Raw genomic sequence first — 14501 nt, forward strand, 5'->3', positions numbered from 1 at the left:
GAATGCCGTTTGCGAACGGCAATGAATGTCGTTCCTTCCTATTGAGGTGAAAAAAATGGGTGGTATTAGTATTACAAAAATCCTGATTCTCGTTGTTCTTGTGGTGCTGCTGTTCGGTACGAAGAAACTGCGTGGTCTGGGTTCTGATCTGGGCGCTTCCATCAAAGGCTTCAAAAAAGCCATGAGTGATGACGACAGTCAGCCAAAAACCAAAGACGCAGACATTTCTCCAACTGATGCTGATTTCGCAGCTAAGTCTGTTGAGATCAAGCCAGAAGCGAAAGCAGAAGACACCAAGAGCCAAAACAAAGAGCAGGTATAAGCCGTGTTCGATATTGGATTTAGTGAACTGCTGCTGGTATTGGTGATTGGCCTGGTTGTTCTCGGGCCGGAGCGTTTACCTGTAGCAGTGAGAACAGTAGCAGGCTGGATCCGTACGCTTCGTGCAATGGCTGCTTCAGTTCAAAGCGAATTATCGCAGGAGCTGAAACTTCAGGAATTGCAGGATAGCCTGAAGAAAGCGGAAGAGTCCGGTCTGAAGAATTTAACGCCTGAAATCAAAGCGTCTATGGACGAGTTGAAAGAAGCGGCAGAATCCATGAAAAAGTCGATCAATTCAGGGCTAAACCCTGCGGAGAAGGCAGTGGAGGAAGCTAAAGCTGAAGGCAATACCATTCATAATCCGGTTCTGGATGAAGCCGAAGCGCATCATGACGCAGGTGTTTCACCGGCAGCGGCTGACAAAGTGGTTTCTGCTCCGGCAGGTGCGCCACAAAGCGCTGTTGAAGCTGCACTGGCATCGAATAAAACCGCTCATGCTGCTCAGCCATTGATGACACCAACGGAACCGGTGCCTGATACTTCTGTTGAGGTTGCACCGGTGACGAAAGCTGTTGTTGATGAAGCACCCGTTGCTGAACCTGCCGCACCCGTCAAACCGGCTTCATCAACCCAAACGACAGGTGACCGTTAAACATGGCAGTTGAAGATACTCAACCACTGATCAGTCATCTGATTGAACTGCGTAAGCGCCTGCTGAATGCCATTATCTGCATTCTGGTGGTGTTTTTAGCGCTGGTTTATTTTGCAAATGACATCTATCAGCTTGTGGCCTCACCGCTGATTAAGCAGATGCCGATGGGCGCGAGCATGATTGCGACCGACGTCGCATCACCGTTCTTTACGCCAATCAAACTGACGATGATCGTTTCGGTGTTCTTATCCGCACCGTTCATTTTGTATCAGGTCTGGGCCTTTGTGGCACCCGCGCTGTACAAACATGAACGTCGTCTGATGATGCCGCTGCTGTTCTCAAGCTCTGCATTATTCTATCTCGGCGTGGCGTTTGCGTATTTCGTGGTGTTCCCGCTGGCCTTCGCATTCTTTGCGAAAACGGCACCGGTAGGCGTACAGATTGCGACCGACATTAACAACTATCTCGATTTCGTGATGGCATTGTTTATGGCCTTTGGCATCTCTTTCGAAGTGCCGATCGCTATCGTGCTGCTCTGCTGGAGTGGCGTGACCACGCCGGAAGACCTGAAAAAGAAACGTCCTTATGTCCTGGTCGGGGCATTCGTGGTTGGCATGCTGCTAACGCCGCCGGATGTGTTCTCGCAAACGCTGCTGGCCATCCCGATGTATCTGCTGTTTGAAATCGGTGTGTTCTTTGCCCGTTTCTACGTCGGAGCACGCCGCCGGTCTGATGTCGATTCTGAGTCTGATACCGATCCGGATCAGCCTGCATAATCCCTATTCTGCTTTAAAAAACCGCCCTGATGGGCGGTTTCTGTTTCAGGACTTCCCATGTTTGAAATCGGTATAAATCTTACCAGCAGCCAGTTTGATAAAGACCGGCCGCAGGTAGTGGAAAGAGCCAGAGCCGCCGGGCTGAGCGGCATGTTGATCACCGGTACATCCGCGCAGGAAAGTGTTGAAGCGCAGAAGATGGCGGCAGAACATCCGGATTTTTGCTGGTCTACCGCAGGCGTGCATCCGCATCAGGCCAGCGACTGGAATGAGCACGTTGCCGCAGGTATTCGCAAGCTGGCCGAGTTACCCAATGTTGTCGCCATCGGTGAATGCGGGCTGGATTTCAATCGCAACTTTTCCCCGGCAGATCTTCAGGAAGCCGCTTTTACGGCGCAGATGGCACTGGCGAAAGAGTTACAGCTGCCGGTGTTTTTGCATTGCCGCGACGCCGGTGAGCGTTTTGCTGCATTGCTGAAACCCTGGCTGGCAGATTTGCCGGGGGGCGTGGTGCATTGTTTTACCGGTACACGACAGGAGCTTGAGTTGTATTTATCGCTTGGCTTGTCGATCGGAATTACCGGCTGGGTATGTGATGAGCGTCGCGGGCTGGAACTGCGTGAAATGCTGCCGCTGATCCCGGCTGAACGGTTGATGCTGGAAACCGATGCACCGTATTTGTTAGCGCGGGATATGGAGAACAAACCGAAGAACCGTCGCAACGAACCGGCTTTCCTGCCGCATATCGTGGAGCAGGTGGCGATGTGGCGTGGTGAAGACCCGCAATGGCTGGCAGATATCACAGATGACAATGCGCGTAAGCTATTTGCATTGCCGGAACGAGGCTGAATCCAATACAAAGGCACCGCTGAAGGGTGCCTTTTTCGTCTGAGTATGTGGGAAATTGCGGTCAGAGTTTCTGAAAATGAGTATTTTCAATGCTCTGGCGAACAGGCTGATTGATAAGGTTGAGCATCAGCAGTGACCGGGCCTCACCATCGGGTTCAGTATAAATAGCTTCAATACCGGCGAAAATACCGTCAGTGATGACAACCGAATCGCCTTCATACGGCGTATCAGGATCGCGAACTTCAATCGTCGGTGGCTCCATCAGCTGTTTGATCACATCCGGCTGAACGGTTGCCAGTTTTGCACCAAAGCGGATGAAGTGGCTGACACCACGCGTTGCGTTGATCGTCGTGGTATGGATCCGCTCAGGGTCAAACTCAATGAACATGTAATTTGGAAACAGAGGCTCGCTGACCGCCGTCCGGCGTCCGCGCACCATTTTTTCCAGTGTGATCATCGGTGTCAGACAGTTAACCTGTTGGCGCTCAAGATGTTCTTTGGCGCGCAGAAGCTGACCGCGTTTGCAATAGAGTAAATACCAGGATTCCATAGGTTCCCACATTAAAACGTTGAGCGGGGCAGCATACCAAAAGCCGCTCATGAGATACAGACGGCGTAAGTCTTTGCAGACGTTTGCTGATTGTCGACCCGTTATCTTTTATTATCGAAGAAAGCACGATCCTATCCCCTCTATCAGTCTTATTTTATCAGGAGAAGTGTCATGGAGTTGTTCTTACTGAGTAACGGTAAGCTCTCAGGCGAATCGGAGTTACTGGGCTACGCGAAAGCGCGTCTCCAGACTATGTTACAGGCCCGCAAGATTACTTCTGCTGTCCTCATTCCGTATGCGCTGATCCGCAGTGATTACGACGCGCGTGCGAAAGAACTTTCCGATGCGCTGGGCATTCAGGTCAGCAGCATTCATCATGCAGAAAGTCCGGCAGAGGCGATTGCTAGTGCCGAATGTATTCTTATCAGCGGTGGCAATACCTGGATGCTCAATCAGCTGTTGCATGAAAACAGCCTGATTGTGCCGATTCAGCGCGCGGTGCGTGAACGCAATGTGCCGTATGTCGGCTGGAGCGCGGGTTGTAATGTTGCGACGCCAAGTATTCGTACCACCAATGATATGCCGGTACGCAATTCCGTGGTGCTGCCTGCTCTGAACCTGTTCCCGGTGCAAATCAATCCGCATTACATTGATGCGCATTTAAGTGGTCACATGGGTGAAACCCGCGATGAACGTATTGCAGAATTCTGCGCGGTGAACCCGTCTGAATCGGTGATTGCGTTGCGTGAAGGCAGTTTGTTGCAGGTGTCTGGCAACGATCTGAGCTATTTTAGTGCCAAAGACCAGGGCTTCAAAGTCTTCCGTCACGGGCATGAAACGCAGGAATATCTGGATACTCAGGCGATTCAGTCTCTGGTACCTTTTAACTGCCAGTAATTGTCGCACAGATTTCAATACGCACCGTCAGACCAGAAATAACAGGACTGACGGTTAACCTGCTTTTTCGTTATCAGACATTGCTTACGGTAAGGGCTTTACTAAAAAGAAACCTGCTGATAACAAAAAAGCAGCAACAACCCCGGAGAGGCTCTATAATGCCCTCCTTCAACCCGGCGACCCAGAATTAGCATGAAATACCGTGATTTACGTGACTTCCTCTCGTTACTCGAAAAGAGAGGCCAGCTGAAACGCATTAGTCAGTCTGTCGACCCTTACCTGGAAATGACCGAGATTGCCGATCGCACCTTGCGTGCTGGCGGCCCGGCTCTGTTGTTCGAAAATCCAAAAGGTTATGACATGCCGGTCCTGTGCAATTTATTCGGCACACCACAACGTGTGGCGATGGGCATGGGCAAAGAAGATGTCAGCGCGTTGCGTGAAGTCGGTGAATTGCTGGCGTTTTTGAAAGAACCCGAGCCGCCGCGCGGTTTTCGTGATTTGTTCGACAAAGCGCCGAAGTTTAAGCAAGTGCTTAATATGCCGACCAAAGTACTACACTCCGCACCTTGTCAGGAACAGATTTGGGAAGGCGACGCCGTTGATATCACCAAAATTCCGGTGATGCAGTGCTGGCCGGAAGATGCCGCGCCGCTGATCACCTGGGGGCTGACCGTCACCCGTGGCCCGAATAAACCGCGCCAGAATCTGGGCATTTACCGCCAGCAGGTGCTGGGCAAAAACAAAGTGATCATGCGCTGGTTGTCCCATCGCGGTGGTGCGCTGGATTTCCAGGAATGGTGCCAGCAGAATCCGGGCCAGCGTTTTCCGGTTTCCGTAGCACTGGGCGCCGATCCGGCCACTATCCTTGGTGCCGTGACGCCGGTTCCCGATACGCTGTCTGAATATGCCTTCGCAGGTTTATTGCGTGGCAATAAAACTGAAGTCGTGAAATGCATTTCTAACGATCTGGAAGTCCCGGCCAGCGCTGAAATTGTGCTGGAAGGGTACATCGAGCCGGGCGAAATGGCGCCTGAAGGCCCTTATGGTGACCATACCGGCTACTATAATGAAGTAGACAGTTTCCCGGTGTTCACGATTACGCACATGACGCAGCGTAAGGATGCTATTTATCATTCGACCTACACCGGCCGTCCGCCGGATGAACCTGCGGTTCTGGGTGTGGCGCTGAATGAAGTGTTTGTGCCAATCCTGAAAAAGCAGTTTCCGGAAATCGTCGATTTTTATCTGCCGCCGGAGGGTTGCTCCTACCGTCTGGCTGTCGTTACCATGAAGAAGCAGTACGCCGGTCATGCCAAACGCGTGATGATGGGCGTCTGGTCATTCCTGCGTCAGTTCATGTACACCAAGTTTGTGATTGTGTGCGACGACGATGTGAATGCCCGCGACTGGAACGACGTGATTTGGGCGATTACCACCCGGATGGATCCCGCACGGGATACGGTACTGGTAGAAAACACGCCAATCGATTATCTCGATTTTGCCTCTCCGGTTTCGGGGCTGGGCTCAAAAATGGGGATGGATGCGACCAACAAATGGCCGGGTGAAACGCAGCGTGAATGGGGGCGTCCGATTGTGAAAGATCCGGAGGTCACCGCGCGTATCGACGCTATTTGGGATGAACTCGCTATTCTTAATGATAAAGACGATGCGAAAAAATAATCGAATCTTTGTCCTACGCTTTGCTTTGATGACCCACAGAGGGAACGCATGACAACATTGAGCTGTAAAGTGACCTCGGTTGAGGCGATAACCGATACGGTGTATCGCGTCCGCCTCGTTCCGGAAGCGCCTTTCTCGTTCCGCGCGGGTCAGTATCTGATGGTGGTAATGGATGAGCGCGATAAGCGCCCGTTCTCGCTGGCCTCTACGCCTGCGCAAAACAATGTGATTGAGCTGCACATTGGCGCGTCGGAACTGAATCTGTATGCGATGGCGGTCATGGATCGCATTCTGAAAGAGCAGGCGATCACTGTGGATATTCCTCACGGCGATGCCTGGCTGCGTGAAGACGGCGAACGTCCGCTGGTGCTGATTGCCGGGGGGACCGGATTCTCCTACGTCCGTTCTATTCTTATCACCGCACTCGAGCAGCAGCCACACCGTGACATCTCCATTTACTGGGGCGGTCGTGAGCTGAAGCATCTGTATGACCTCGGTGAACTGGAAGCGATGAGCATCAATCATCCGAACCTGAAAGTGATCCCGGTGGTTGAACAGCCGGAAGATGGCTGGCAGGGCAGAAGCGGCACCGTGCTGAGCGCAGTTTTACAGGATTTCTCCACGCTGGCTGAGCACGATATTTATATCGCCGGTCGTTTTGAGATGGCGAAAATCGCCCGTGAGCGTTTTGTCGCGGAACGCTGCGCACAGGAAGATCGTCTGTTTGGTGATGCCTTCTCTTTCATCTGATTGATATTTACAGATGAGGGGAAAGATGAAAAAGCCCGCCCCTGACAGGCGGGAAAACGGCAACTAAAACGGGTAAGAATGATTTATAAAAAGCGGACTTGATGTCCGCTTTTTGTTTTTAAGGAAAGAGGAACTCAGACGCGTTCGAAGACGGTCGCGATGCCCTGACCCAGACCGATACACATAGTCGCTACGCCAAACTGGACGTCGCGGCGCTCCATCAGGTTCAGCAGCGTGGTGGAAATACGTGAGCCGGAGCAGCCGAGCGGATGACCGAGCGCGATGGCGCCGCCGTTCAGATTGACGCGATCTTCCATGGTTTCCAGCAGTCCCAAATCTTTCACGCACGGTAAGGCTTGTGCCGCGAAAGCTTCGTTCAGCTCGAACAGACCGATGTCCTGCACGCTCAGCCCGGCACGTTTCAGAGCCAAGCGCGTTGCCGGTACCGGACCGTAACCCATAATCGACGGGTCGCAGCCGACCACCGCCATCGCACGGATGCGGGCGCGGGCTTTCAGACCTAAAGATTGGGCATGAGATTCGCTCATCAGCAACATTGCCGATGCGCCGTCGGACAGGGCAGAAGACGTGCCCGCCGTAACGGTGCCGTTGACCGGATCGAACGCCGGGCGTAGAGCCGCCAGCGTGGCGACTGTGGTTTCCGGGCGGATCACTTCGTCGAAATCATAACGGGTCAGCACGCCTTCGGCGTTATGGCCTTCGGTTGGCACAATTTCATTGGCAAAATGCCCGGCAACGGTAGCGGCATGTGCGCGCTGATGGGAACGTGCGGCAAATTCATCCTGCATTTCACGACTGATCTGGTGCATTTTCGCCAGCATTTCTGCTGTCAGCCCCATCATTCCCGCCGCTTTCGCCACGGTTTTGCTCAGGCCAGGATGGAAATCCACGCCGTGGTTCATCGGTACGTGACCCATGTGTTCCACGCCGCCAATCAGGCTGACCTGTGCATCACCGACCATAATGGCGCGCGCCGCATCGTGCAGCGCCTGCATGGAAGAACCGCACAGGCGGTTGACCGTGGTGGCCGGAACGCTGTGTGGAATTTCCGCCAGCAGTGAGGCGTTACGGGCAATATTGAAACCTTGTTCCAGCGTTTGCTGGACGCAGCCCCAGTAAATATCATCAATATCTTTGGCGTTCAGCGCCGGATTGCGGGCCAGTACGGCACGCATCAGATGCGCGGAGAGATCTTCAGCCCTGACGTGGCGGAATGCGCCGCCTTTCGAACGGCCCATTGGCGTGCGGACTGCGTCAACAATGACTACGTTTTCCATGATTTCGGTCCTTATGCCTGATTGCCGGTGCTGAGATTTTCCAGCCCAGCGGCCACCGGATAGTAACTTTCATTGGTTTGCGCTTTCGCGCGTAACCCGTCCGGCGCCTGATACATCGGCCCCAGATGTGCGTACTGTTCGGTCATTTTCAGATACTCAGCGGTGCCAAGGGTATCGAGGTAACGGAACGGGCCGCCGTGGAACGGAGGGAAACCGATGCCGTACACCAGCGCCATATCGGCTTCAGCCGGGCTGGCGATAATGCCTTCTTCAAAGCAACGCACCACTTCGTTAATCATCGGGATCATCATGCGGGCGATGATGTCCTGTGGTGAGAAATCAGCGTGAGCCGGTTTCAGGTTGTCGGCCAGCAGGCTGATGGCCTGGTCATCAACTTCCTTACGCGGTTTGCCCTTGCTGTCCTCGCTGTAACGGTAGAAACCGAGCTGGTTTTTCTGACCAAAACGGCGGTTGTCGAACAGCACATCTACGGCATCGCGGTAATCGCGGGCCATACGCTGAGGGAAACCAGCGGCCATCACGGCCTGCGCGTGATGCGCGGTATCAATGCCGACCACGTCCAGCAGATACGCCGGGCCCATCGGCCAGCCGAACTGTTTTTCCATCACTTTGTCGATCTGACGGAAATCAGCACCATCGCGCAGCAGCAAACTGAAACCAGAGAAGTACGGGAACAGCACGCGGTTAACAAAAAATCCCGGGCAGTCATTAACGACGATCGGCGTTTTACCCATCGCCAGTGCGTAAGAAACGATGCGCGAAATCGTTTTGTCCGACGTTTTCTCGCCACGCACGATTTCGACCAGCGGCATACGGTGAACCGGGTTGAAGAAGTGCATGCCGCAGAAGTTTTCCGGGCGTTTCAGCGAGGACGCCAACTGATCGATAGGTATGGTCGAGGTATTCGAGGCCAGAACGGTGTCGGTGCCGAGCAGGGATTCTGCCTCAGCCAGCACCGCCGCTTTCACTTTTGGATTTTCTACGACGGCTTCGACCACCACATTGGCACGTTCGATGCCGCTGTAATTGAGCGTCGGTTGAATGGTTGAAAGTACTTTAGCCATTTTCAGACCGTCGAGCTTGCCACGCTCGAGTTGCTTGTTCAGCAATTTGGCGGCTTCGTTCATGCCCAGAGTCAGGGACTGATCGTTGATGTCTTTCATCACCACCGGAACGCCTTTCAGCGCGGACTGGTAAGCAATCCCGCCGCCCATAATACCCGCGCCCAGTACGGCAGCCTGTTTCGGTTTTTCGCTGTCCTGCGCCAGTTTTTTGGCTTTGCCTTTCACAAACTGATCGTTAAGGAAAATGCTGACCAGCGCGCGTGCTTCTTTTGATTGTGCAAGCGGTACAAAACTGGCGGTTTCCAGCTGTAATGCTTCATCGCGGCCAAGACGGGCTGCGGCTTCAATGGTTTTCACGGCGGTCATTGGCGCCGGATAATGTTTACCGGCATTTTGCATGACCATACTTTTGGCGACGCTGAAGCTCATCGCCGCTTCAATCTGGCTGAGTTTCAGTGGCAGACGTTTCGGGTCGCGGCGGCTGTGCCATTCCAGTTTGCCGTCGATAGCATTTTTCAGCATGGTGATACCGGCGTCGCGCAGTTTATCCGCTTCAACCACTGCATCCACCAGCCCGACTTTCAGGGCTTCTTTTCCGCTGATATTTTTACCGGCAGCGATAATTTCCAGCGCACTGTCGGTGCCAATCAGGCGCGGCAGACGCACGGAGCCACCAAAGCCCGGCATGATGCCTAAACTGGTTTCCGGCAGGCCAATACGCGCATCAGCGGTGCTGATACGAAAATCCGTCGCCAGCACGCATTCGCAACCGCCGCCCAGCGCATAACCGCTGATGGCAGAAAGGGTCGGCACCGGCAGGTCTTCCAGCCGGTTAAAAATGCTGTTGGCGAAATCCAGCCACTCATGCAGTTTTTCGGCGGGGGCATTAAACAGGGATAAAAATTCAGTGATATCCGCACCCACGATAAACGCCGGTTTGGCAGAACTGAGCAGCAGACCTTTCAGGTCAGACTGTTTTTCAAGTATCGCAATCGCTTCGCCCAGGCTGGCGACGGTTAGGGTATCGAGCTTGTTCACCGAGCCTGGGGCATCAAACACCAGCTCCGCAATACCGCCGTCGAGCCAGTGCAGGTGTAATGTTTCGCCTTGGTAGAGCATGTGTCTCTCCTGAATCATCTGGGATGATCTGGTATGACCAGATGCTTTCGAGTGTGGTTTTTATGTTAATAATTTGCAAATGAGATGTGTTTTATTTGCAGGCAAGATCACAAACCTTCCGGGACTATGGTCACGGTGAGGCTGTGGTAAGATGCTGCATCGTCTTTCAGGTGAAAAAAGGACAGTTCGATGGAATCGCTTACTACGCTTTATAAAGAACATATCGCCACGCTGCAGACGCGTGCCCGTGAAATTCTGCAACGTTCTCAGCTTGATGCGTTACTGATTCATTCCGGTGAATTGCTGACGACCTTCCTTGATGACCACACTTATCCATTCAAAGTAAATCCGCAGTTCAAAGCCTGGGTGCCGGTCACTCAGGTGCCAAATTGCTGGTTATGGGTGGATGGCGTGAATGCGCCGAAGCTGTGGTTCTATTCGCCGGTGGACTACTGGCACAGCCACGAGCCCCTGCCGGAGTCTTTCTGGACCAAAGAAATCTCCCTGACGCCGCTGGCTAACGCCGACGACATCAAAGGTCAGCTGCCGGTGGATCTGAAACGCATCGGTTATATCGGTTCGAGTCAGGATCGCGCGATCAGCATGGGCATTCCTGCGGCGAACGTGAACCCGAAAGCGGTGCTGGATTACCTGCATTATCATCGCGCCTACAAAACAGATTACGAACTGGCCTGTATGCGTGAAGCGCAGAAAGTGGCGGTGAGCGGCCATCGTGCGGCGAAAGAAGCGTTCCTTTCGGGCATGAGTGAATTCGACATCAACCTGGCGTATCTGACGGCCACCGGTCACCGTGATACCGATGTGCCTTACAGCAACATCGTCGCGCTCAATGAACACGCTTCCGTGCTGCATTACACCTCGCTCGATAACCAGCCACCTGCCGATATGCGCAGCTTCCTGCTGGATGCCGGCGCGGAATACAACGGTTATGCCGCTGACCTGACGCGTACTTACGCTGCCAAACCGGACAGTGATTTCGCCGCGCTTATCAAAGATCTGAATACCGAAGAACTGGCGGTAATCGATACTATTAAGGCCGGTGTGCGCTATACCGACTATCATGTTCAGATGCATCACCGTATCGCCAAATTATTGAAAGCGCACAAGCTGGTGGTCGATATCAGTGAAGACGCGATGGTGGAACAGAACCTGACCGGGCCTTTCCTGCCGCATGGTCTGGGACATCCGCTGGGATTACAGGTGCACGACGTGGCCGGTTTTATGCAAGACGACACCGGTACGCATCTGGCAGCGCCTTCGCAATATCCTTTTCTGCGCTGTACCCGTGTCCTTGAACCGGGAATGGTGCTGACCATCGAGCCAGGTTTGTATTTCATTGATTCGCTGCTGTTACCGTGGCGTGAAGGGCAGTTCAGCAAGCACTTTGCCTGGGATCGCATCGAGGCGCTGAAGCCTTATGGCGGCATTCGTATCGAAGACAACATTGTCATCCACGATAATCGTATCGAGAACATGACACGTGATCTGAAGCTGGCCTGATGCAGCCTTACTCCGTCCCCGCTGAGCCTGTCAGTTTTAGCGAAGAAATAAAGAAGAGCCGTTTCATCACCCTGCTGGCGAGAACCGAGGGGGGTGAAGCGGCGAAAGCTTTTATTCAGGAGATCCGAAACCAGCATCCGGCAGCGCGTCATCACTGCTGGGCGTTTGTGGCTGGCGCGCCGGATGATTCTCAGCAACTGGGGTTTTCTGATGACGGAGAGCCTGCGGGCACAGCAGGCAAACCTATTCTCAGTCAACTGATGGGAAGCGGGGTCGGAGAAATTACCGCTGTCGTCGTACGTTATTACGGCGGCATTATGCTGGGCACCGGCGGTCTGGTGAAAGCCTATGGCGGTGGTGTTCAGCAGGCATTAAAGCAACTTGTCGTGCAGCAAAAAGTTCCGCTGTCGGAGTTTGCGGTGCAGTGTGATTACAGCCAGTTACAGCTGGTGGAGACTCTGCTTTCGCAAGTCGGCGGACATATTTTACATAGTGAGTTTGGCGCTGCGGTAGATCTCGTTCTGGCGTTGCCCGCCGCGGATGCGCCGGCCACGGTCAGTCACTTATTCGATATCAGCCGTGGCACGCTTATTTTGCGTCCGGTTTCTTAAATATTTCTATGGTTAATTCGCTGAGGAACGCACCAGCATGCATTTTCGTGCCATAACACGCATCGTGGGGGTGCTTGTCATCCTTTTCTCGGGAACGATGATCATCCCCGGACTGGTCGCTTTAATTTACCGTGATGGTGCGGGGCGTGCATTCAGTCAGACCTTCTTTGTCGCCCTGGCGATTGGGTTATTCCTCTGGCTTCCCAACCGGAAACAAAAGAGTGAGCTTAAGCCACGCGAAGGCTTCCTGATTGTGGTGCTGTTCTGGACGGTGCTGGGCAGCGTCGGGGCACTCCCGTTCCTGTTCTCCGAGCGGCCGAATCTTTCCCTGACCGATGCCTTCTTTGAATCTTTCTCTGGTCTGACAACGACGGGCGCGACCACGCTGGTCGGTCTGGATTCCCTGCCGAAGGCGATTTTGTTCTACCGGCAGATGCTGCAATGGTTTGGCGGGATGGGGATCATTGTGCTCGCCGTGGCGATTCTGCCGATATTGGGCGTCGGGGGAATGCAGTTGTATCGCGCCGAAATGCCTGGGCCGCTGAAAGATAACAAGATGCGCCCGCGTATAGCTGAGACGGCTAAAACGCTGTGGCTTATCTATGTTCTGCTGACCATTGCCTGTGCGCTGTCGTTATGGGGCGCGGGGATGTCGGTCTTTGATGCGATTGGCCACAGTTTCTCGACGATTGCGATCGGTGGTTTCTCGACGCATGACGCCAGCATCGGCTATTTCCATAGCGGCACCATTAATACCATTGTGGCGGTATTCCTGCTGATTTCCGGCTGTAACTATGGCCTGCACTTTGCGGTACTGAGCGGGCGCAATCTGAAGGTCTACTGGCGTGATCCGGAATTCCGGATGTTTATCAGCGTGCAATTCACGCTGGTGGTGATCTGTACGGTGATTCTGTGGATCCACAATACCTACGGCTCGCCGCTGGAAACGCTTAATCAGGCCTTCTTTCAGGTAGTCTCGATGGCGACCACAGCGGGATATACCACGGACAGTATTTCCAAATGGCCACTGTTCCTTCCTCTTCTGTTGCTGTGCTCTGCTTTTATCGGCGGCTGTGCGGGTTCGACTGGTGGCGGCCTGAAAGTTATCCGCATCCTGCTTCTCTATTTACAAGGTTCGCGCGAGCTGAAAAGGCTGGTTCACCCGAATGCGGTTTACACCATCAAACTGGGTAACCGTGCTCTGCCGGAACGTATTATTGAAGCGGTGTGGGGGTTCTTCTCTGCCTATGCACTGGTCTTCATTATCAGCATGCTGGCGATTGTGGCGACGGGCGTGGACAACTTCTCGGCTTTTGCTGCGGTCACGGCCACTCTGAATAACCTGGGGCCGGGATTAGGCGTCGTAGCCGATAACTTTGCATCTATGAATTCAGTGGCGAAATGGATCCTGATCGTCACCATGTTATTTGGTCGTCTCGAAGTCTTCACATTATTAGTACTGTTCACGCCGACCTTCTGGCGCGAATGAGTTTTAAGAAAGGGAAACAAGAATGAAAGCGTTGATACTCTATTCCAGTCGTGATGGTCAGACACATGCGATTGCTTCTTATATAGCAAATGAGCTGAAAGAGAAGTGCAGCTGCGATGTTATCGACCTCGCTCATGCCGAACATGTTGATTTGAAACACTATGACCAGGTCATGATCGGCGCTTCTATACGTTATGGTCATTTCAATCCGGTGCTGGACAGGTTCGTAGAGAAACACATGCAGACTCTGAACCAGATACCTTCAGCATTTTTCGGTGTGAATCTGACGGCGCGTAAAGCAGAGAAGCGGACGCCACAAACTAATGCCTATGTGCGCAAGTTCCTGCTGGCCACTCCGTGGAAACCTACAATATGCGCAGTATTCGCCGGGGCGCTGCGTTATCCGCGATATCGCTGGTTCGATAAGGTGATGATCCAACTTATTATGCGTATGACAGGCGGCGAAACAGATACCCGTAAAGAAGTGGAATACACCGACTGGGAGCAGGTGGCTAAATTCGCTGAAGATTTTGGGCTGATATTGTATAAAAAATCGCATTAATGCGGGCTTAATAGACGTATAGACCAAAAAGAAAGCATTCGAAAAGTTTTTTTTAATTAAGGGTTGCGGCCTTCTGAGAACTCCCTATAATGCGCCTCCACTGACCGGGAACAACGAATCCTCTAACGAGAACCAAGTTGCCCAGTCAGGAAGAATCAACCCGGTGAAAACACCGCATCTTGTAAAAGAAAATGGTTGACTCTTCAGGGAGAAAGAGTATTATCTGCCTCCCACGTTGCTGAGTTAAGTCTCGCAACGTACGCTCTTTAACAATTTATCAGACAATCTGTGTGGGCACTCACAAGACGATATCAGCCACCTCGGTGGCAAAAAATATC

14 protein-coding genes are annotated in these 14501 nt (G+C 53.1%); 11 read left to right on the forward strand and 3 right to left on the reverse strand.

The window, feature by feature from the left end; genetic code table 11:
* Positions 1-55: 55 nt before the first annotated feature.
* The 4 genes from tatA to tatD are packed head-to-tail and all read left to right on the forward strand — an operon-like array spanning position 56 to position 2598.
* Positions 56-322, forward strand: coding sequence for a Sec-independent protein translocase subunit TatA (gene tatA, locus D6C13_RS21775; RefSeq protein ID WP_120134779.1), 267 nt, complete (start codon positions 56-58; stop codon positions 320-322).
* 3 nt (positions 323-325) lie between these two features.
* The gene (tatB, locus tag D6C13_RS21780; RefSeq protein WP_120134750.1) at positions 326-973 is read left to right on the forward strand and encodes a Sec-independent protein translocase protein TatB; all 648 of its coding nucleotides are present in this window, start codon (positions 326-328) and stop codon (positions 971-973) included.
* A 2-nt stretch (positions 974-975) separates the two neighbouring features.
* The gene (gene tatC, locus D6C13_RS21785) at positions 976-1749 is read left to right on the forward strand and encodes a Sec-independent protein translocase subunit TatC (protein ID WP_120134752.1); all 774 of its coding nucleotides are present in this window, start codon (positions 976-978) and stop codon (positions 1747-1749) included.
* A gap of 57 nt (positions 1750-1806) precedes the next feature.
* Positions 1807-2598, forward strand: a complete 792-nt coding sequence (gene tatD, locus D6C13_RS21790; protein ID WP_120134754.1) for a 3'-5' ssDNA/RNA exonuclease TatD — start codon at positions 1807-1809, stop codon at positions 2596-2598.
* Positions 2599-2659: 61 nt separating this feature from the next.
* Here tatD and rfaH read toward each other — a convergent pair whose 3' ends face one another.
* Positions 2660-3148, reverse strand: a complete 489-nt coding sequence (gene rfaH, locus D6C13_RS21795) for a transcription/translation regulatory transformer protein RfaH (RefSeq protein ID WP_208642930.1) — start codon at positions 3146-3148, stop codon at positions 2660-2662.
* A 171-nt stretch (positions 3149-3319) separates the two neighbouring features.
* Here rfaH and pepE point away from each other — a divergent pair, with 171 nt between their 5' ends.
* The 3 genes from pepE (at position 3320) to fre (ending at position 6478) form a co-directional block, all read left to right on the forward strand.
* A complete protein-coding gene (gene pepE, locus D6C13_RS21800; protein WP_120134758.1) occupies positions 3320-4045 on the forward strand; it encodes a dipeptidase PepE in 726 nt (241 codons plus the stop codon).
* A gap of 192 nt (positions 4046-4237) precedes the next feature.
* A complete protein-coding gene (ubiD, locus tag D6C13_RS21805) occupies positions 4238-5728 on the forward strand; it encodes a 4-hydroxy-3-polyprenylbenzoate decarboxylase (protein ID WP_112290958.1) in 1491 nt (496 codons plus the stop codon).
* A 48-nt stretch (positions 5729-5776) separates the two neighbouring features.
* Positions 5777-6478 carry an NAD(P)H-flavin reductase gene (gene fre / locus D6C13_RS21810; RefSeq protein ID WP_120134760.1) on the forward strand — a complete coding sequence of 234 codons (702 nt, stop codon included), beginning with the start codon at positions 5777-5779 and terminating at the stop codon, positions 6476-6478.
* Positions 6479-6612: 134 nt separating this feature from the next.
* Here fre and fadA read toward each other — a convergent pair whose 3' ends face one another.
* Positions 6613-7776, reverse strand: a complete 1164-nt coding sequence (gene fadA / locus D6C13_RS21815; protein ID WP_120134761.1) for an acetyl-CoA C-acyltransferase FadA — start codon at positions 7774-7776, stop codon at positions 6613-6615.
* An 11-nt stretch (positions 7777-7787) separates the two neighbouring features.
* A complete protein-coding gene (fadB, locus tag D6C13_RS21820; RefSeq protein WP_120134762.1) occupies positions 7788-9980 on the reverse strand; it encodes a fatty acid oxidation complex subunit alpha FadB in 2193 nt (730 codons plus the stop codon).
* Positions 9981-10169: 189 nt separating this feature from the next.
* On the opposite strand from fadB, the gene pepQ reads away from it, so the two are divergent.
* Genes pepQ through hemG form a run of 4 tightly spaced genes read left to right on the forward strand, consistent with a single transcriptional unit; the run spans position 10170 to position 14163 of the window.
* On the forward strand, positions 10170-11501 hold the full coding sequence (gene pepQ, locus D6C13_RS21825; protein ID WP_120134764.1) for a Xaa-Pro dipeptidase: 1332 nt from the start codon (positions 10170-10172) through the stop codon (positions 11499-11501).
* Positions 11501-12112 (forward strand): IMPACT family protein, encoded by a 612-nt coding sequence (locus D6C13_RS21830; RefSeq protein WP_120134766.1) that lies wholly within the window; start codon positions 11501-11503, stop codon positions 12110-12112. Before pepQ ends, D6C13_RS21830 begins: the two co-directional genes overlap by 1 nt.
* Positions 12113-12149: 37 nt before the next feature.
* Positions 12150-13601, forward strand: a complete 1452-nt coding sequence (trkH, locus tag D6C13_RS21835; protein ID WP_120134768.1) for a Trk system potassium transporter TrkH — start codon at positions 12150-12152, stop codon at positions 13599-13601.
* 22 nt (positions 13602-13623) lie between these two features.
* A complete protein-coding gene (hemG, locus tag D6C13_RS21840; protein WP_120134770.1) occupies positions 13624-14163 on the forward strand; it encodes a menaquinone-dependent protoporphyrinogen IX dehydrogenase in 540 nt (179 codons plus the stop codon).
* The last annotated feature ends 338 nt before the right edge of the window (positions 14164-14501 follow it).

Source organism: Rahnella woolbedingensis, from assembly GCF_003602095.1.
Lineage (GTDB): Bacteria > Pseudomonadota > Gammaproteobacteria > Enterobacterales > Enterobacteriaceae > Rahnella > Rahnella woolbedingensis.

Excerpts from the sequence above, each read along its gene's own strand:
- ubiD (WP_112290958.1), top strand. The coding sequence starts at position 4,238 with ATGAAATACCGTGATTTACGTGACTTCCTCTCGTTACTCGAAAAGAGA.
- rfaH (WP_208642930.1), bottom strand. The coding sequence starts at position 3,148 with ATGGAATCCTGGTATTTACTCTATTGCAAACGCGGTCAGCTTCTGCGC.
- trkH (WP_120134768.1), top strand. The coding sequence starts at position 12,150 with ATGCATTTTCGTGCCATAACACGCATCGTGGGGGTGCTTGTCATCCTT.
- fre (WP_120134760.1), top strand. The coding sequence starts at position 5,777 with ATGACAACATTGAGCTGTAAAGTGACCTCGGTTGAGGCGATAACCGAT.
- fadB (WP_120134762.1), bottom strand. The coding sequence starts at position 9,980 with ATGCTCTACCAAGGCGAAACATTACACCTGCACTGGCTCGACGGCGGT.
- D6C13_RS21830 (WP_120134766.1), top strand. The coding sequence starts at position 11,501 with ATGCAGCCTTACTCCGTCCCCGCTGAGCCTGTCAGTTTTAGCGAAGAA.
- tatD (WP_120134754.1), top strand. The coding sequence starts at position 1,807 with ATGTTTGAAATCGGTATAAATCTTACCAGCAGCCAGTTTGATAAAGAC.
- tatC (WP_120134752.1), top strand. The coding sequence starts at position 976 with ATGGCAGTTGAAGATACTCAACCACTGATCAGTCATCTGATTGAACTG.
- hemG (WP_120134770.1), top strand. The coding sequence starts at position 13,624 with ATGAAAGCGTTGATACTCTATTCCAGTCGTGATGGTCAGACACATGCG.
- pepE (WP_120134758.1), top strand. The coding sequence starts at position 3,320 with ATGGAGTTGTTCTTACTGAGTAACGGTAAGCTCTCAGGCGAATCGGAG.
- fadA (WP_120134761.1), bottom strand. The coding sequence starts at position 7,776 with ATGGAAAACGTAGTCATTGTTGACGCAGTCCGCACGCCAATGGGCCGT.
- pepQ (WP_120134764.1), top strand. The coding sequence starts at position 10,170 with ATGGAATCGCTTACTACGCTTTATAAAGAACATATCGCCACGCTGCAG.
- tatA (WP_120134779.1), top strand. The coding sequence starts at position 56 with ATGGGTGGTATTAGTATTACAAAAATCCTGATTCTCGTTGTTCTTGTG.